This window comes from Pseudomonas asuensis (genome assembly GCF_014646755.1).
GTDB lineage: Bacteria > Pseudomonadota > Gammaproteobacteria > Pseudomonadales > Pseudomonadaceae > Chryseomonas > Chryseomonas asuensis.
This window is the reverse complement of the sequence record NZ_BMNW01000001.1, coordinates 649992-669427: the sequence shown is the minus strand read 5'-3', so window position 1 is coordinate 669427 and position 19436 is coordinate 649992. Positions and strand designations below refer to the sequence as shown.

Sequence of the window (19436 nt, the reverse complement as noted above, 5' to 3'; positions counted from 1 at the left end):
GAAGTCTTATGTCCAGTCTGCATGCCGACGAGGCCTTCCTCGGCCATTACGAATTTAGCCACGATCCTTTTGCGCCGCGGGTGCCAGGATTCAAGTTCTACCCTGCCCAGCGCAAAACGGTACTCGGGCAGTTGCATCATCTTGCTCGCTATAGCCATCTCCTGCTGGCGGTAACAGGGCCTGCTGGAAGCGGGAAAACCTTGCTAAGACAAGCGCTTGTCGCCAGCACCAAAAAGGATGCTGTCCATAACGTTGTTGTGTCAGCACGCGAAGTGCAGGACAAGAACACACTGCTGCGCAAGTTAAGCCAGGGGTTGGGTACGCCTCAGGCAAGTATTGAGGCAGTATTGTCTCAGGTGGGGCAGGTGACATTGACCGGGCAGGAGGTTTACTTCCTGGTCGATGATGCTCATGAGCTTGATGATGATGCGCTGGAAACGCTGTTGGCGCTGGCTGAGGGGGATGAGAAGAATCGTCCCCACGTCTTCTTGTTTGGCGATACCGAACTGACAGGCAAGCTGGAAAGCCTTGCGCAAGGCGAAGAGCGCTATCATGCGATTGAGCTCTTGCCTTATACCGAAGAAGAAACTCAAGGCTATCTGGCGCAGCGCCTGGAAGGTGCAGGTCAAGGGATCGATATCTTTACACCAGAACAGATCGAAGCCATTCATCAGTCGTCCGGTGGATGGCCTGGAGAAATTAACGAAGCTGCACGGGATATCTTGATCAGCGGGATGCTGAGTCAACGTGGCGGCGGCAGTAAATTTAAAGGCGGTCAACAGTTACTGGCTAATTTGCCGCGTAAACACCTAATTGTTGTGGCTGTCATTGCTGTAGGTGTTTTGGCGGCATTACTCATGAAGGGTAATGATTCATCTTCCAAGATAGCCTCTAATGATGCAGAGCAGTCCCAGGGCGACACTAAGCCAGGTACTGCAATCAAGTTTGATGGTTCCTCTCAGCCCTTACCTTTGCCTCTGGTAGGCGAGGCTCAGCCCGTTATTCGTGAGCCATTGGCCCAGGCGGCGGGCCAAGAGGAGGCCGAAGGCAATAGTGTGAGCGGCTCCATACAATCAGGCGATGACGATTTCTCTTCAAACCCACCTCAAATCCCCTCTGCTCAGGCACCTGTCAGCGTAACGGCTCCGACTCGCCCCTTAGCTCCTGCGGCCGCGCCCGCTCCTGTAACTGAGCCTGCACATACGGTATCCAAGCAGGTTGTTTCTGCGCCTGTTAAGCCGGAGCCTAAACCTGCTCCAGCAAAGCCTGCGGTTCAAGAGGCACCTAAGGTTGTTCAGGGTGGCGGTGGTAGTGGTTGGTACGGCACTCAAGGTGGCACCCACTATGCGCTTCAGATCCTGGGAACCAGCTCTGAAAGCAGTGCGCAGGCGTTTATTCAGCAGCAAAGCGATAGTGCCAATTATCGTTATTTCAAAAAGCAGTACCAAGGTAAGGCGCTTTACGTGGTGACCTATGGTAGCTTCGCTAATCGTGCTGCAGCTGAGGCAGCCGTGAAGCAGTTGCCTGCCAAGGTTCAGTCAGCCAAGCCTTGGCCCCGGACATTCGCCAGTATTCAGCAAGATATCGCATCGACGCGGTAATCATCTAGAAAACGCTCATGTTGCTTATATCATTTTGCGACATGGGCGTATTTCATTTTTGGGTCTCAAAATTTCATAATAGCGACCAAAATTTTGTCTTATTGTGAAATCCGGTGTACGATGTCATCCCTTTGCCTGCCGTAAAAGTGGCGTGCTCAAGCGCCTGGCAGTGACAAATGGATTGACAAGAATAGATTGCCGGTGAGAGTTCCCATGAAAGCAGGCCTGTACAATCCTGAAACGTTCAAGGATAACTGCGGCTTCGGCCTGATTGCCCACATGCAGGGCCAGGCGAGTCACCATTTGCTGCAAACGGCCATTGAGGCCCTGACCTGCATGACGCATCGCGGCGGTATCAATGCAGACGGTAAAACCGGAGACGGTTGTGGTCTGTTGATACAAAAGCCCGACGCGTTTCTTCGTGCTGTCGCTTTAGAAACATTCGGCGTTGAGCTACCCGCTCAGTATGCCGTTGGCATGGTTTTCCTAAACCAGGACGACCAGAAAGCCGATGTGGCCAGAAACCACATGAATTCTGAATTTGCTGCTGCTGGCCTTACCGTGGTTGGGTGGCGCAAGGTTCCCGTGGATACTTCCGTCTTAGGGCCTTTGGCATTAGAGCGCCTTCCTAAGATCGAGCAGGTATTCATCAGCGGCGAAGGTCTGGATGATCAGCAGTTTGCCGTAAAGTTATTTACTTCCCGTCGTCGTTCTTCGGTACTGAACAAGAATGATGCGGAGCACTATGTCTGTAGTTTGTCCAGTAAGGTCATCATCTACAAAGGCTTGATGATGCCGGCGGACCTGGCCGCATTTTACCCTGATCTCGGTGATGAACGTCTGGCAACTGCCATTTGCGTTTTCCACCAGCGTTTTTCAACCAATACACTGCCCAAGTGGCCATTGGCTCAGCCATTCCGCTATTTGGCGCACAATGGTGAAATCAACACCATTACAGGAAACCGTAACTGGGCTCGGGCGCGACGTACCAAGTTCGTTAACGAGTTACTGCCAGATCTGGAACACCTGGGCGACTTGGTCAATACCGTAGGGTCTGACTCTTCAAGCATGGACAATATGCTTGAGTTGCTGGTAACTGGTGGGATGGACTTGTTCCGCGCGGTGCGAATGATCATTCCGCCAGCTTGGCAGAACGTGGAGACAATGGACACCGAGTTGCGGGCGTTCTATGAGTTCAACTCCATGCACATGGAGCCATGGGATGGTCCGGCAGGTGTTGTGCTGACAGATGGCCGTTATGCCGTTTGTTTGCTCGACCGTAACGGCCTGCGCCCCGCTCGTTGGGTTACGACCACAAATGGCTATATCACCCTTGCTTCTGAAGTAGGGGTCTGGAATTACGAGCCTAGTGATGTAATTGCCAAAGGGCGCGTTGGTCCGGGTCAGATCCTGGCAGTAGACACTGAAACCGGACAGGTGCTTGAGGCGAGCGATATTGATAATCGTCTGAAGTCGCGCCATCCCTATAAGCAGTGGCTACGAAAGAATGCCTTGCGCATCCAGGCTACGTTGGATGACAAGGACCACGGTTCGCCATTTTACGATGCGGATCGTCTGCGTCAGTACATGAAAATGTTCCAGGTCACGTTCGAAGAGCGTGATCAGGTGCTTCGCCCATTGGCGGAGCAAGGACAGGAAGCGGTTGGCTCCATGGGTGACGATACGCCGATGGCCGTGTTGTCCAAGCGTATCCGTTCGAACTATGACTACTTTCGTCAGCAGTTCGCACAGGTTACCAATCCACCAATCGACCCGCTGCGTGAAGCAATTGTCATGTCGCTTGAGACGTGCCTTGGTGCCGAGCGTAATGTATTCGAGGAAACGGCTGAGCATGCCAATCGTGCGATCCTGAGTTCGCCAGTCATCTCGCCAGCCAAGTGGCGGACCTTGATGACACTGGAGCGTCCCGGGTTCGATCGTTTCGTCATTGATCTCAACTATGACGAAGCCATTGGTTTGGAAGCGGCTGTACGTAACATTGCCGATCAGGCTGAAGAGGCCGTTCGCTCAGGAAAAGTCCTGATTGTTCTCTCAGACCGTGCGATTGAGGCCGGTAAGCTACCTGTGCATGCTTCCCTGGCAGTGGGGGCTGTCCATCATCGCCTAGTACACACTGGCTTGCGCACGGATTGTAATATCCTCGTCGAAACGGCAACTGCACGTGACCCTCACCACTTTGCGGTGTTAATCGGTTTTGGCGCGACTGCTGTCTATCCCTTCCTGGCTTATGAAGTGCTGGGTGATCTGATTCGTACGGGTGAAGTCCTGGGCGATCTCTACGAGGTCTTCAAGTACTACCGGAAAGGGATCACGAAAGGGCTATTGAAAATCCTGTCCAAGATGGGTATTTCCACTGTGGCTTCCTACCGTGGCGCTCAGTTGTTTGAAGCGGTTGGTCTGTCCAGTGAAGTGACCGACCTATGCTTCCCTGGCGTAACCAGCCGGATACAGGGCGCTCGCTTTGCCGACATCGAGGTTGAGCAAAAGCTTCTGGCAAATGAAGCCTGGAGCAATCGCAAGCCGATCCAGCAGGGTGGACTGCTGAAGTATGTCTATGGTGGTGAATATCACGCCTATAATCCTGATGTCGTGAATCTGCTTCAGGCGGCCGTTCAACAAGGCGATTACGCACGTTTTCGTGAATACTCGGCTTTGGTTGATCAGCGTCCTGTAGCAATGATTCGTGATCTGCTTAAGGTCAAGGTCAGTGATACACCGTTGGCGCTTGAGGAAGTCGAGCCACTGGAAAGTATTTTCAAGCGGTTCGACGCGGCTGGCATTTCCCTTGGTGCGTTGTCCCCCGAGGCTCACGAAGCATTGGCTGAGGCAATGAACCGCCTGGGTGGTCGCTCCAACTCAGGTGAGGGTGGTGAAGACCCAGCACGTTACGGCACGCTGAAAAGCTCCAAAATCAAGCAGGTCGCAACGGGTCGTTTCGGCGTTACGCCAGAATATCTGGTTAATGCTGAAGTCCTGCAAATCAAGGTGGCCCAGGGTGCCAAGCCGGGCGAAGGCGGCCAGTTGCCGGGTGGCAAGGTAAATGGCCTGATTGCCCAGCTACGTTATGCCGTACCCGGTGTAACCCTGATTTCGCCGCCACCGCATCATGATATCTACTCAATCGAAGATTTGGCTCAGCTAATCTTTGACCTCAAGCAGGTCAATCCGAAAGCTCTTGTATCGGTAAAACTGGTGTCGGAGCCCGGCGTCGGTACGGTAGCCGCCGGTGTCGCCAAGGCGTATGCCGATCTGATTACCATTTCCGGCTACGATGGCGGAACGGGCGCATCCCCGGTAACGTCCATCAAGTATGCGGGCAGTCCTTGGGAGTTAGGCCTGGCCGAGGCGCATCAGACGTTGCGCGGCAACGATCTGCGTGGAAAGGTACGTGTACAGACAGACGGTGGTCTTAAAACCGGTCTCGATGTTATCAAGGCAGCGATCCTGGGCGCAGAGAGCTTTGGCTTTGGTACCGCGCCGATGATCGCGTTAGGCTGCAAGTACCTGCGTATCTGTCATCTGAATAACTGTGCTACCGGCGTAGCAACCCAGAACGACAAGCTGCGTAAGAACCATTTCATCGGTACCGTTGAGATGGTTACCAACTTCTTCACCTTTGTGGCGGAAGAAACGCGTGAGTGGCTGGCACGTTTGGGTGTAAGAAGTCTGGGTGAGCTGATCGGCCGTACTGATCTGTTGGAAATCCTGCCGGGTGAAACTTCCAAGCAGAACAATCTGGACCTGACGCCCCTTTTGGGCAGCGACCATATTCCTGCAGACAAGCCACAGCACTGCCTTGTAGATAGAAACCCGCCTTTTGACCAAGGTCTTCTCGCAGAGGAGATGGTCCGTATGGCCCAGTCGGCTATCGAGACGAAGAGCGGTGGCGAGTTCAGTCTCAAGGTAAGTAACTGCGACCGGTCTATTGGTGCACGTATATCCGGTGAAATTGCTCGTCAGCATGGCAACCAGGGTATGACGTCGGCACCTATTACGTTCCGCTTTACAGGAACGGCGGGGCAGAGTTTTGGTGTATGGAATGCCGGGGGCTTAAATCTCTATCTGGAAGGTGATGCCAACGACTACGTGGGCAAGGGCATGACAGGCGGTAAGCTGGTCATCACGCCTCCGAAAGGTAGTGCATTCAAGAGCCAGGAATCGGCCATCATCGGTAATACCTGCCTCTACGGTGCCACAGGCGGCAAACTGTTTGCTGCAGGGACGGCAGGCGAGCGTTTTGGTGTTCGCAACTCGGGTGCCCATGCGGTAGTCGAGGGCACCGGCGATCACTGCTGTGAGTACATGACCGGTGGTTTCATCTGTGTTCTGGGCAAGACGGGCTATAACTTCGGTTCCGGTATGACAGGCGGCTTCGCCTATGTTCTGGATATGGATAACAGCTTCGTCGACCGCGTAAACCATGAGCTTGTAGAAATTCAGCGTATCAGCAGTGAGGCGATGGAGGCTTATCGTAGCCACCTGAGTCGTGTACTGGCTGAGTTCGTCGAGGAGACGGGCAGTGAGTGGGGACACTATCTGCTCGAAAACCTGGATGACTACTTCCGCAGGTTCTGGTTGGTGAAGCCCAAGGCAGCCAGCTTGGCCTCGCTGCTATCGAGCACTCGGGCAAATCCGCAGTAATGCTATAGGCGACCAGCGTCTGACTGAACATCAGGCGCTGGTTGCGACCGTGAGTTTTCCTGCAGCAGCGACACATGAGCGCTGCCGTGATGAGGTTTAGGTAATGGCTGAACGTCTGAATAACGACTTCCAGTTCATAGAGGTCGTCCGCAAGGACCCAAAGAAGAAACTCCTGCGCCAGCGCAAAAAGGAATTCGTTGAGATCTACGATCCGTTTAGGCCGCAGCAGGCATCCGAGCAGGCGCACCGTTGCCTGGGATGCGGTAATCCTTATTGCGAGTGGAAGTGCCCGGTGCACAATTACATTCCAAACTGGCTCAAGCTTGTTTCGGAAGGCAATATCCTGGCGGCGGCTGAATTGGTTCACCAGACCAATACACTGCCTGAAGTCTGTGGCCGTGTTTGCCCACAGGACCGCCTGTGCGAAGGCGCTTGCACCTTAAACGACGGTTTTGGGGCTGTTACCATTGGTTCAGTAGAGAAATATATCGCTGATACAGCCTTTGCTATGGGCTGGCGGCCGGATATGTCCAAAGTTGTGCCAACCGGAAAGCGGGTAGCCATTATTGGTGCCGGTCCCGCCGGCCTTGGCTGTGCAGACATTCTGGTACGAAATGGTGTTACGCCCGTAGTATTCGATAAGAACCCGGAAATTGGCGGTCTGGTAACGTTTGGTATTCCCGAGTTCAAACTTGAAAAAAGCGTTATGTCTCGTCGCCGCGAAGTCTTTACAGGGATGGGGATAGAGTTCCGCCTCAATACGGAAGTAGGGAAAGACATCACTGTAGAGCAGCTTCTCGACGAATACGATGCGCTCTTTATGGGTATGGGAACCTATACCTACATGAAGGGTGGCTTCCCTGGCGAAGACCTGCCAGGCGTACACGATGCGCTGGATTTTCTGGTAGCTAACGTTAACCGCAACCTGGGCTTTGAAAAGTCTGCTGACGAATTTGTCGATATGAAAGACAAGCGCGTTGTAGTTCTGGGCGGTGGCGATACCGCGATGGACTGTAACCGGACTTCGATTCGCCAGGGAGCTAAAAGTGTAACGTGCGCTTACCGCCGTGATGCCGAGAACATGCCGGGTTCGCGCCGTGAAGTGAAGAATGCCAAAGAAGAGGGCGTCAAGTTCCTCTTCAATCGGCAGCCCATCGCAATCATCGGCGAGGATAAGGTAGAGGGCGTCAAAGTTGTCGAAACTCGCCTGGGCGAGCCGGACGCCCGGGGCCGCCGCAGTCCTGAGCCTATACCGGGCTCTGAAGAGATCCTACCGGCAGACGCTGTCGTAATCGCCTTTGGTTTCCGTCCGAGCCCTGCAGATTGGTTTGAGCAGCATACTATTGCCATGGATAGCCAGGGCCGTGTGGTCGCGCCCTCTGTAGGCCAGTTCAAACACCAGACCAGCAACCCCAAGATTTTTGCGGGTGGCGATATGGTGCGAGGTTCGGATCTGGTGGTTACTGCCGTCTTCGAAGGTCGTACGGCAGCTGAAGGTATCCTTGATTACCTGGATGTTTAAGCTTCCAGCCACAAGCCGCTTTCTGGTTCAAGGGCAAAGCGGTTAAGGGCTCGATAGATAAAAGGCACGGAGAGATCCGTGCCTTTTATTTTTGTGTCTGAGAAAATGACAGTACTTTCTAGACGGATATTTTCCATGACTGCTTTGAAGAACGACCGTTTCCTCCGTGCCTTGCTTAAGCAACCCGTCGATGTGACGCCCGTCTGGATGATGCGGCAGGCCGGTCGTTACCTTCCGGAATATCGAGCTACACGTGGCCGCGCCGGTGACTTCATGAGCCTGTGCATGAACCCTGAGCTGGCCTGCGAAGTGACACTGCAGCCACTTGAGCGTTATCCACTGGACGCCGCCATCCTGTTTTCAGATATCCTGACCATTCCGGACGCGATGGGGTTAGGCCTCTATTTTGAAACAGGAGAAGGTCCTCGTTTCAAGAAGCGTATCGAGTCCGCCGCTGATGTTGATGCGTTGCAGATACCTGATCCTGAGGCAGACCTGGGCTATGTCATGAATGCGGTCCGCACCATTCGCCGCGAGCTTAATGGTCGGGTGCCCTTGATTGGCTTCTCGGGAAGCCCATGGACGTTGGCGACTTACATGGTTGAGGGAGGCTCTTCCAAGGACTTTCGTCGCAGCAAGGCGATGCTGTATGACAATCCGCAGGCCATGCACAATCTGCTCGATAAGCTGGCCCGTTCAGTAACAACGTACTTGAATGGCCAGATCCAGGCTGGCGCTCAGGCCGTACAAATCTTTGATACATGGGGAGGCAATTTGTCTTCGGCCGCCTATCAGGAGTTTTCTCTTGCATACATGCGCAAGATTGTTGACGGTCTGATTCGTGAGCGTGAAGGGCGAAAGGTTCCTGTCATCCTGTTTACCAAGAACGGCGGTCTCTGGCTGGAAAGCATGGCAGCCTCTGGTGCTGATGCATTAGGACTGGACTGGACATGTGATATTGGTGACGCCCGCAGCCGTGTAGGCGATAAAGTGGCGCTGCAAGGAAACATGGACCCGGCAGTACTTTACGCCAAGCCTGAGGCGATTCGTTCGGAAGTGGCGCGCATTCTTGCCCGCTATGGTAAAGGCTCAGGGCATGTCTTCAATTTGGGTCATGGCATTACGCCAGAAGTAGATCCGGCACATGCCGGAGCTTTCATTGAGGCTGTCCACGAGCTCTCCGCGGTTTATCACGCCAACTAAGACCATTTGTAGGCCGGGTGCCATCTTCGGCTTGCCCGGCCTAACGGCGTGTCACGTGTATATCGTGGATACCATGAGACTCTGCAAGCTGCATGATTTCTTCTGGGCTTGCATCAGCGGACGGCATGGCAAGACTATTTTCAGCACCCGCCTGATGCAATTCAATTAACCGCAAAGCCGCCTGATACACAGGCATTTCATCATCGTTGCTCGTGATCGTAATAGCTTTGGCAGCGGCTTTGTAAATGTAATGTATGTTGAATGCATAAGTGGACATTGTTTGTCTGCCTTAATGATAGGCGTGTCGCCGACGATAAGCCCTCCCATGCAAACTTATCTCGGCGACACGTTGCTCTAAAGCTTGCGAATAGAAACGTAAAGCCGCTCATCGAGCAGCGGCTTTAACATTTAAGGGCAGGGCAGGCAGACGAGCCAGGTGTAGCGCAACCGCTAGCGCACCGACCAAGAGCGTAGCAATAAATAATCCTACTCCGTTCCATCCTGCTTCATGCCAAAACACACCGCCTAAGGTCCCTGCGATACTTGAACCTACGTAATAGCAGAACAGGTAAAGAGAAGAGGCTTGCCCTTTTGCCTGCCGTGCACGACGGCCAATCCAGCTGCTGGCTACCGAGTGAGCCCCAAAAAAGCCAAATGTGAATAGCAGCATTCCTACCAGAACCAAGGGCAATGGCGTAAACAGGGTCAGTACCACTCCACCCAGCATCAGTAAAATTACGGCCCAGAATACGCGGCGGCGACCTAGCTTGTCCGCGAGAGAACCCACTTGGGCCGAGCTGTAAATTCCAGACAGGTACACGACTGACAATACCCCCACAACTGCTTGGCTAAGGTGGTATGGCTCCCCTAGGAGACGATAACCAATATAGTTGAACAGCGTGACGAAGGCGCCCATCAATAAAAAGCCTTCGAGAAAGAGCCAGGGCAAACCAGCATCACGAAAGTGCTGGGTAAACCCATTGACCAGCGTGCGAGGCCTTAAGGGTGTTGGATGGAAATGGCGAGATTCTGGCAGGCGACGCCAGAAGATGATGGCGGCGACTAATGCCAACCCACCCAGGCTAGCCAAGGCAACCCGCCAAGACACGAAGTCCACCAAGACGCCACTTATGACACGACCGCTCATCCCGCCGAGCGCATTGCCACTGATGTACAGCCCCATGGACAGGCCAATATGCTGAGGGTGGATCTCCTCAGACAGATAGGTCATGGCCACGGCCGCCAGGCCTGAGAGCGAAAGACCAACCAGCGCACGGGTGACGAGAACACCCTCCCAAGTGGGCATGATGGCGCTAAGCAGCGTAAAGATGGCCGCTGCAAATAGCGAGACCACCATGACCGGTTTGCGTCCAACAGCATCTGAAATAGGGCCTGTAATAAGCAGTCCTATCGCCATTAGTCCCGTCGATACGGAAAGTACAAGGCTGCTTTTAGCTGCCGTAATACCAAAGGCCTCAGAGAAAATAGGCATCATTGGTTGTACACAGTACAGCAGAGCAAAGGTAGCGAAACCGCCACAGAAGAGCGCAAGGGCAGTATGAATAAATTGACGAGTGCCTTTTTCGATGTAGAGGTCGGCATCCTCTAGCGCTTGGTTGGCAGCCTTACGTGCTGCCTGTATAGGCGCAGGCTCCTCTTCAGGTTTGGCATGCTCGTGACGAGCAGGTAAAGCAGACTTACTCACGTTAAACCTCAAAATCTGGACGAACGAAAGGAGGGCGCAGCGACAGCGCTGCACGATCTGAAATTTGTTATTGGTTACTAGAAGAATAAGAGCTGATCTTTATTCTTTCCAATATATTATTCGACCGGTTTGATATGTATTACATATCAATTGAGGAAGCATGGAATTAAGACATTTACGGTATTTTGTTGCCGTTGCAGATGAACTGCATTTTGGCCGTGCGGCTGAGCTGTTGGGGATTTCTCAACCGCCGCTAAGCCAGCAGATACAAGCCTTGGAAGAGGAATTAGGCGCACGATTGTTCGAACGTACGAACCGTCGTGTTGCACTAACTGAGGCCGGTCGGCTCTTTCTTGACGAGGCTCGCCAAGTATTGGCTCAGGTGGATAAGGCTACCGATGTGGCACGACGGGCACAGCGGGGAGAGCTAGGAGAGCTGCATGTCGGCTTTACCGTTTCCGCTCCCTTTATTGCCACTGTGCCACGATCCATTTTCAACTTTCGTCAGCGCTTTCCCGCTGTGCATCTGGCCTTGCAGGAAATGAGTAGCAGGGAGCAGACCGAAGCGTTGATGGATCGGAGACTTCAAGTAGGGTTGATCAGGCCAATCACGATGCCGGAGGCACTTGTGTCCGTGGAGCTGTTCCGCGAACCGCTTGTTGCAGTAATGCGAACGGACCATCCCTTGGCACTAGAAACGCACGAACGTATTGCTATAAAGCAGTTGGCCGAGGAGCCTTTTGTTTACTTTCCTCGCACCTATGGGACAGGTTTGTACGATCAGTTGATCAGCCTTTCCCGGCAAGCCGGTTTTAGTCCTCGCATCGTTCAAGAGGCACGAGAAACGACCATTATTATCGGGTTGGTGGCTGCGGGGCTTGGTGTCTCGGTTTTACCGGCAACCTATCGACGCATGCAGATCGAAGGTGTTGTCTACAGAACGCTGGTAGATGAGGGAGCCACTTCCGCGCTGTGGCTTATTCATAGACGTGATGAACGCTCGACACTCGCACGTGCGTTCATCGAGCTGCTGACCCAAGGCGCGGATCTTACGAGGAGCAGCTGATTTCCAGATGTTTGCCCCAGTCTGGTGGACGTTGAGCGAACCGATCATTTCCCGGCTGCTCCTCGAAGGGATGGGTCAAGACTTTATGAAGCTGGCGGACTTCTTCGTAATTGCCTGCTTCAGCCTGCTCGATTGCCTGTTGGGCCAGGTAATTACGCAGTACATAGAGTGGATTGACAGCATACATGCGCTTCTGGCGCTCCTCTTGACTACCGCCTTCCTGCTCAGCGCGGGCCAAGTACTGACGACTCCACTCATCAAAACCTGCCAAATCGACAAAGTCGTTTCGAAGTGACGCAATAGCCTGCTCTGGAGCTTCATTGCCTAACCGGCGGAAGAACAGTGAGTAATCAACAGAACTGCCCTGCATCAGGCTTAGCAGCCGTTCAATCAGCTCTTTATCCACTGCTTGCTCAGTTGTGAGGCCAAGCCGACGCCGCATTAGCGCCTGATAGTGTGCTTCATACAGCGGTAGAAAGAGCTCAAGCGTCCCTTTCAGGGTTTCTACTGATACCAGCGGGGTCAAGGCCTGTGCCAGTGCAGCCAGATTCCAGTGCGCAATAGGAACTTGGTTGCTGTAAGAATAGCGACCACTGTAATCGGAGTGGTTACAGATGAAATGTGCGTCAAAGTCGTCCAAAAAGGCATAGGGGCCAAAATCGAACGTAATCCCTAGAATGGACATGTTGTCCGTATTCATGACGCCGTGACAGAAGCCATAAGCCTGCCAATGCGCAATCAGCGCTGCGTTACGCTCAACGACTTCACGGAAAAAGGCAGCATAAGGGTCAGCTTGCTCCAAGCATTCTGCATAGTGTTGCTCAAGTACATGCTGGCCGAGCTTTTCCAGCAGATCGTTACGCTGGGTATAGTAAAAATACTCGAAGTGTCCAAACCGTATATGACTTTGGGCGAGGCGTAAGAGCATCGCACCCGTCTCGATTCGCTCACGCACTACTTGCGTTGTGGAGCCAGTCACGCATAAGGCACGGCTTGAGGGAATGCCTAGTGCATGAAGCGCTTCCGATGCTAGAAACTCTCGAATCGAGGAACGCAAGACGGCACGCCCATCTCCCATCCTCGAATAGGGAGTCATGCCTGCACCTTTAAGGTGAAGATCCCAATGCTCTCCCTTGCTGTTTATAACCTCACCAAGCAGAAGGCCACGTCCATCACCCAGACGTGGATTGTAGGAGCCGAATTGATGGCCTGAGTAAACCATGGCACGTGAATCGGCTGTGTCCCAGAGCTTATGCCCAGAGAAAATCTCTGTAAATTCTGGGCGGTCCGCTTCAGCTGCATCAAGATCCAGCAGTGCCATGGCCGCCTCTGAGACGACCACCAGTTTTGGATCTTCGATGGGCTTGGGTTGGATAGCCGTTGAGAAGTCATCGCCTAATCGGGCAAAGCGGTTATCAAACTCAAGCTCTTCAAGCGTTTTCACGAGACTCTCCAGACTACAAACTTATCTATCTAGACAGCGCAAAGCGCGCCTTGATCACGCCTTCTGTCCAGAGCTGGCAGAAGGGGGCATTTCATTCTTGCTCAAGGTCTGCTCAAATCCTTCCAGGTTCTTTACAGATACTTCCAACTGGCGGAACGCGATCTCTATGTTGTTTTCTCTGAACAGTTGCTCAATGCTGCGGTTGATCTCATCAGTGGCAAAGCCGCGATCGCCCAACTCACGTACGTGAACGCGTAATTCATGGTTCAACGTATTTTCACCAAACGCCTGTAGCAGCACCATTGGCTCAGGATCATGCAAAACCCTAGGGTTATCGTATGCCGCCTTGTAAAGTAGCTCGCGTACCTTTTCCAGATCGGAACCATTGGCAACGTTAACCAGTAGCGTGATACGGGTCATGGTATCTGTCAGCGTCCAGTTGATTAGCTGACTCGTCACGAATGTCTTGTTTGGCACGATGACAGATTTGTTGTCAGCGTCAGTGATATGGGTCGCGCGGATTTGAATACGCTTGACCGTGCCTGTTACGTTACCAATGGTAATCAGGTCGCCGATACGAACAGGCCGCTCGAACAGAATGATCAGGCCGGAGATGAAGTTACCGAAGATCTCCTGAAGACCAAAGCCCAAACCAACCGAGAGGGCGGCTGCCAGCCACTGGAGCTTGTCCCAGCTGACGCCTAGCGTAGAGAGTGAGCTGATAACGCCAACGCTGATGATCACATAAGACAGCAGTGTAGTGGTTGCATAGGCTGTCCCTTGTGCCAGGCTGAGGCGTGAAAGAACCACCACTTCGAGCAATCCAGGCAGATTGCGCGCCAGTGCGAAAGTGAGGCCTGCGAAAATGATTGCCTTGATAAAGTCTCGCAAGGTAATCGGCATCATTGTCGCTGACTCACCCGTACCGCTGCTGTACTGGTAAAGCGTGACGTTATCCAGGTATGAAAAAACGGCTACCACATCCACCCAGACCCAATACAGCACTCCCAGAAAGCCCAGCCATAGCGCGAGACGAATCAGTCGCAAGGACTGTTGATTGACCTGCTCCATATCCAATGCTGGCTCTTCCACGGCCTCGCCCGTCTCGCCAGCTTCTTGCATGCTCTGTCGCTTGGCCATGGCGCGATGGTAGGCAAGGCGTCTTGCGGCTACGCTGAGGCCTCGTGAGAAGGCAGCCTCAAGAATGACCCAGCAAAGCAACAGATACAGCGTATCGATAAGGCGATCAGTCAGCTTCAGCGAGGTGTAGTAATAACCCAGGCAAACAGCCAGGAACAAGCCAGCTGGAATAGCGGTAATGATCAGGCCAAAGATAAGTCGGAAGAAGGGTAGGCGTTCTCGAGCTGCCGTATTGAGCAGGGAACGGCCCAGCATCCACGACATGCTGGCATAGCAGATCAGAACGATGAGAATACCCAGTACGTCTGCAGACAGACCTGTGAGCTGACGCTGGGCAATCGCCGCCACGGCCATCAATGCCAACGCCAGTAAACCCAAACGTCTGACCAGGCGGCGCATGGAGTCCACCTGCGCGCGTGCCCAGCGGAAGTGAGTCTCTGCTACGCCGCCCCCTTCAAGCAAGCGGTACACGGTGTAGAACACCAGCCAGCCAGCAGCCATTTCCATGAGGGCTGCACCAATGGATGCGTTTACGCCTCGCTTGTCGCCTTCAAGGGCAACGCCGATCAACCCGAGCGATAGGCTGACAGGAAGGGTTAGCAGCACGGTTAAAATGATCGCAAGGGGTGTGTGCAACTGACTGTCACGCTGAAAGTGCCCAATATCCTTGTTTAAGGCGTTGAGCTTTTCGTAAAGATAGCGGCGTTTCCAAAGTAAGGTTGCAATGGCAATGATCAGTGGTAGGAACAGCCAGGGGCGCTCAGCCAGACCAGCTGATACTTCGCCTACGCTAGAGCGCCATGGGACGTTTGCAATCTGCTCAACCAGTGACTTCGGCGCGTCTTTGAGCCAGCCCCAATCCAGCGGGCGGTTGCTGGGAATCCAGAACATCTGCTCATCAAGCGTGGCTCTTAGGCTTTCGCTGGTGGATAGCAGCTGTTGCTGATTCAGTTGAAGCGTAATCGATTCGCTTAAAAGAGCACTTAGTTCAGAGCTCAGGCGATCCTGGAGATCCGCCCGTGTTCTGATAAGGTCCGATAGTTTCTTGCGTAGCTCAGGGGTCGCCTGCTCACGGGGCAGCTGAGCCATGACCTTTTCCAGATAATCCCATGGATTGGCAATCTGTGTGCGCTGCTGGCTCAGGTCGAACTGGTACAGACGTATATCGGCAATTTCGTCTGTCAGTCCTTTGCTTGCTTCGACTGTTGGCAAGGAGGCGCGCTGCTGATAGAGCAACTTAGAAAGTAGCAGGCTGCCTTTCAGGACATTAATCTGCTGCTGCATGGCATCGCCGGTCTGCTTGAGCTGGTCCAGCCGCTGCTTGATTTCGAGATTGCTACGGGTCAGCTCATTCAGGCGATCCGTAGCGCGCAACAAATAGTCGGAAAGCTTAAGGTTAAGATTGGTTTCGCTGGTGAGGATGTCGTTATTGCCCGCTGTTTTCTCTGATTCGCGAGACAATGCCGCAAAGGTTTCCTCTGATTGCTGGCGACGTTTACTGCTGATGAGGGCTTGTAGGTCAAGGCTCTCTTTTTCAAGAAGCTTTACACGTTCTGTATAGAGCTCGCGCTGGATAGTGCCAAGGTCTTGCAGAGTGCTGTTGCCAGAGAGCTCCTGCTTGCGCAGTTGAATCAACGCGTTACGTTCTGCCTGCTCGGCCAATAATTGGTTACGACGCTCGGCGGTAATGGGTTTGCCATTTTCCTTGCCGCTTTTGAGGGTGTCAGCAATGGCTTGCACACGCAGTTGTGCATTGCTGATCTCTACCTGGGCGCGCTCTGGGCGTGTCTGTGACGTAATGACCAACGTATTGGCATCATTAAGTGCATTCTGCCAATCGTTGAGCTGAGAATTGCGCTGGCTCTGAAGATTTTCAAGCTCTTGCGGGCTTGCATTCGCATAGCGCTGGGCAACCGCTGGTTTGTCCTGCTCTGTCTGGAGCTTGCCCAGGTCTCTCTGCGCATCCTTGATTAGCTGCGGCGCTTGCGTAATCTTGCGCTTTACTTCCGCCAGATCCTGCTCATGCTGATCCTTCTGCTCCAGCAGTTGTAGCGTATTCTTCAGAATATCCTGAACGGTCTGCTGATCAGATGCAGAAAGCTTTCGGTCTGCCAGCGTATCCAGGCTGTGCTGAATCTGCTTGGCGTCGGGTAGATTGGATTCTTGTGAGTAGGCAAGCGGCACGTTGAGGCAAAAGCTCAACAACACGATCTTCAATAGAATACGCAAGGCAAGCATAAGGACATCTTGGCAGCAGGAAAGGCGAGGAGGTTAAATCCCCGCCTGCCCTGGTGCAACAGCTCTTATCGGCTGAGCCGACTACCGCACGAATCAGAGGAAAAGAGCAGGTCCTGAGCGACCCTCTGGGAACTTGACTCCGATCTTTCTTACACGATTGCCTTCCAGAGCAGCGACTGTCCACGTCAGGCCACTCCACTCGATCTGATCGCCGATAACCGGCTCACCGCCAATACGTTGGGTAATAAAACTTCCCAGGCTTTGCCCTCCGTCAAGCTCGCCAAGGGTAAGGCCATACAGTGATGCCACCGCCCTAAGCTCTGCATTGGCTTCCAGGACGAAATCACCAAAGAAGCGTTGGCCTCGCTCGGGCGCCTGGCTAAACAGCTTACCTAGGGCGGGAAGATCATGCTCATGGCCGATAACGCACAAGATATCGCCTGCTTCGAGTTTGGTACTGCCGGAAGGGTGCAGGAGCTGCTCTCCACGGAAAAGCGCTGCGATACGCGTATTAGGCGGCATTTTCAATTCGCGAAGTGCTGCACCGATACACCACTTTTCCTTACCTAGCCGGTAAACGAATAACTCCCACTCGCTGGTAGCGTGCACTTGCAGACCAGAGCGCGAGAAAGGTGCTGGCTCGGGCGGTACAGTAACGCGTAGCCATTTCGCCGCAAGCGGCAGGCTTGAGCCTTGTAGCAGGAGTGAAACCAGAACGATAAAGAAGGCTACATTGAAGAAAAGCTGTGCTTGGGGGAGGCCTGCCATCATAGGAAAGACAGCCAAAATAATCGGCACTGCGCCGCGTAATCCTACCCACGAAATAAAGAACTTTTCACGGCCATGAAAGGCTTTGAAAGGAAGTAGCCCTACAAAAACTGACAAGGGACGTGCGATTACGATCATCCAGAGAGCCAAGCCAAGGGCTGGCAAGGCAACGGGAAGAAGGTTATGCGGCTCCACGAGCAGTCCCAGCACCAGGAACATGCCGATTTGTGCAAGCCAGGCCATACCATCAAGCATATGCAACATGCCATGGCGGCTACGAATGGGCCGGTTGCCCATGACGAGGCCAGCCAGATAAACCGCCAAAATGCCGCTGCCGTGAGCCGCATTGGTAATGGCGAAGATAAACAGGCCGCCACTGACAGCCAGTAGCGGATAGAGGCCATCAGCCAGCTGTATGCGGTTGATGAGCTGTAGCAGTAACCAGCCGCCACTAAGTCCGAGCAGACTGCCAATGGCGAACTCGCGAATAAAGTTCCAGAGGAGTCCCCAGCTGAATCCCGTTTGCCCACTGGCCAAAAGCTCGATTAGGGTTACGGTAAGAAAGACCGCCATAGGGTCGTTGCTGCCTGACTCGATTTCGAGGGTCGCTGTAACACGCTCATTGAGCCCGCGTCCGCCAAGCAATGAAAATACTGCTGCAGCATCGGTAGATCCCACGATGGCGCCAATCAGCAAACCCTGCAAAAGACTCAGGTCGAGAAGCCATGCAGCCATGGCGCCTGTCAATCCGGCGGTAATCATTACGCCTACGGTTGCCAGGGACAGCGCTGGCCACAAGGCCACCCGGAAACTGGATACGCGCGTGCGCATACCGCCGTCCAGGAGAATAATGGCTAAGGCAAGGTTGCCTACCAGGTAGGCAAGCGGATAGTTATTGAAGTTGATCTGGCCGGGACCATCCACGCCAGCCAGCATGCCAACGGCAAGAAAGATCACCAAAATGGGAATGCCGAGGCGAGAGGAAAGTGAGCTGACTAGAATGGACAGGCCGACCAGAACCGCGCCAATCAAAAATAGGCTATTGATTGTGACGGCATCCAAATCGGAACTCCTGCATAGTGGGTAGGCGCGATGCGCTTGATTCTTGATTTAACCTGTTGATTCGGCAAGCTGTCAAAATTAATGCCAGATTCTCTTGAGCCATACGACGAACTGAAGACTTCCAGTACACTGCGCGCCTTCATAGGAGCGAATCATGAATTATCGACACGCCTTCCATGCCGGAAATCATGCCGATGTGCTGAAGCATTTTGTGCTGTCTCGTCTGTTGATGCTGTTGGGACGCAAGGAAACACCTTACGCCTATCTGGACACCCATTCGGGCATAGGGCTTTACGATCTGCTGGGTGATCAGGCAAGCCGTACAGGTGAATGGCAAAGTGGAATAGGTCGGCTATGGGAAGCGAAAGACCTTCCTGAGCCGCTTGTTCCCTATATGGACGCTGTTGCGGCCCTCAACAACGGCGAGGCGTTGCGTTTTTATCCTGGGTCACCCGAAGTCGCCCGGCGCTTTTCTCGATCTCAGGATCGTTTGTATTTGAACGAGTTGCATCCTGAAGACGCTGTGCTTCTCAAGGATAACATGGGGCAGGAGAGGCGGGTTGCGGTTCATCATCGAGATGGCTGGTTGTTGCCCAAGGCGCTGCTGCCTGTTCAGGAAAAGCGAGCGCTGCTCCTGATCGATCCACCGTTTGAGCAGGCTGACGAGTTCGAGCGATGCGCAATAGCCTTGAAGGACAGTATTGCCCGGATGCGTCAGATTGTGACCACTATCTGGTATCCGATTAAGGATCAACGACAGCTCAAACGGTTTTATCAGGACTTACAGAAAAGCAATGCTCCCAAACTTCTCAGAGCTGAGCTTTGGGTGCATCCCGTTGATAATCCGGTAGGGCTTAACGGCTCCGGTATGGTGATCTCGAATCCGCCATGGGGGCTTGAAGAGGAGCTGAGAAGTGTTTTGCCCTGGCTTGCTAAACAGTTAGGTCAGAGCCAGGCGGGTTGGAAGCTGGACTGGCTGATCGAAGAAAAAAGTAAGTGACGGGCCGGCTGGGACTACAGCTCCA

General features: G+C 53.5%; 11 protein-coding genes. 6 read left to right on the top strand and 5 right to left on the bottom strand.

Features of this window, described 5'->3' with window-relative positions:
* Window positions 1-8: 8 nt before the first annotated feature.
* The 4 genes from IEX86_RS03025 (at window position 9) to hemE (ending at window position 8988) form a co-directional block, all read left to right on the top strand.
* Window positions 9-1601 (top strand): AAA family ATPase, encoded by a 1593-nt coding sequence (locus IEX86_RS03025; protein WP_188864571.1) that lies wholly within the window; start codon window positions 9-11, stop codon window positions 1599-1601.
* 213 nt (window positions 1602-1814) lie between these two features.
* On the top strand, window positions 1815-6263 hold the full coding sequence (gene gltB / locus IEX86_RS03020; protein ID WP_188864570.1) for a glutamate synthase large subunit: 4449 nt from the start codon (window positions 1815-1817) through the stop codon (window positions 6261-6263).
* A 103-nt stretch (window positions 6264-6366) separates the two neighbouring features.
* On the top strand, window positions 6367-7785 hold the full coding sequence (locus IEX86_RS03015) for a glutamate synthase small subunit GltD family protein (protein ID WP_188864569.1): 1419 nt from the start codon (window positions 6367-6369) through the stop codon (window positions 7783-7785).
* Window positions 7786-7920: 135 nt separating this feature from the next.
* On the top strand, window positions 7921-8988 hold the full coding sequence (hemE, locus tag IEX86_RS03010; RefSeq protein ID WP_188864568.1) for a uroporphyrinogen decarboxylase: 1068 nt from the start codon (window positions 7921-7923) through the stop codon (window positions 8986-8988).
* Between the two features lie 40 nt (window positions 8989-9028).
* Here the strand turns inward: hemE and IEX86_RS03005 are convergent, their stop codons facing one another.
* Both IEX86_RS03005 and IEX86_RS03000 read right to left on the bottom strand, forming a co-directional pair.
* Window positions 9029-9265: a hypothetical protein gene (locus IEX86_RS03005; protein WP_188864567.1), complete on the bottom strand. Its 237-nt coding sequence runs from the start codon at window positions 9263-9265 to the stop codon at window positions 9029-9031.
* A gap of 108 nt (window positions 9266-9373) precedes the next feature.
* Window positions 9374-10693, bottom strand: coding sequence for an MFS transporter (locus tag IEX86_RS03000; RefSeq protein ID WP_188864566.1), 1320 nt, complete (start codon window positions 10691-10693; stop codon window positions 9374-9376).
* A gap of 160 nt (window positions 10694-10853) precedes the next feature.
* Here IEX86_RS03000 and IEX86_RS02995 point away from each other — a divergent pair, with 160 nt between their 5' ends.
* Window positions 10854-11759 carry a LysR family transcriptional regulator gene (locus IEX86_RS02995; protein WP_188864565.1) on the top strand — a complete coding sequence of 302 codons (906 nt, stop codon included), beginning with the start codon at window positions 10854-10856 and terminating at the stop codon, window positions 11757-11759.
* Here the strand turns inward: IEX86_RS02995 and selO are convergent.
* The 3 genes from selO to IEX86_RS02980 all read right to left on the bottom strand — a co-directional run bounded on the left by selO (window position 11743) and on the right by IEX86_RS02980 (window position 18411).
* Window positions 11743-13203, bottom strand: a complete 1461-nt coding sequence (gene selO, locus IEX86_RS02990) for a protein adenylyltransferase SelO (RefSeq protein WP_188864564.1) — start codon at window positions 13201-13203, stop codon at window positions 11743-11745. The two genes, IEX86_RS02995 and selO, sit on opposite strands and share 17 nt — an antisense overlap.
* Window positions 13204-13257: 54 nt before the next feature.
* Window positions 13258-16581, bottom strand: a complete 3324-nt coding sequence (gene mscK / locus IEX86_RS02985; RefSeq protein WP_188864563.1) for a mechanosensitive channel MscK — start codon at window positions 16579-16581, stop codon at window positions 13258-13260.
* Window positions 16582-16674: 93 nt separating this feature from the next.
* Complete coding sequence (locus IEX86_RS02980; RefSeq protein ID WP_188864562.1) at window positions 16675-18411, bottom strand: potassium/proton antiporter; 1737 nt, start codon at window positions 18409-18411, stop codon at window positions 16675-16677.
* A gap of 154 nt (window positions 18412-18565) precedes the next feature.
* Between IEX86_RS02980 and IEX86_RS02975 the strand changes: the two genes are divergently transcribed.
* Entirely contained in the window at window positions 18566-19411 is an 846-nt protein-coding gene (locus tag IEX86_RS02975; RefSeq protein ID WP_188864561.1) for a 23S rRNA (adenine(2030)-N(6))-methyltransferase RlmJ, read from the top strand.
* Window positions 19412-19436 lie beyond the last annotated feature (25 nt).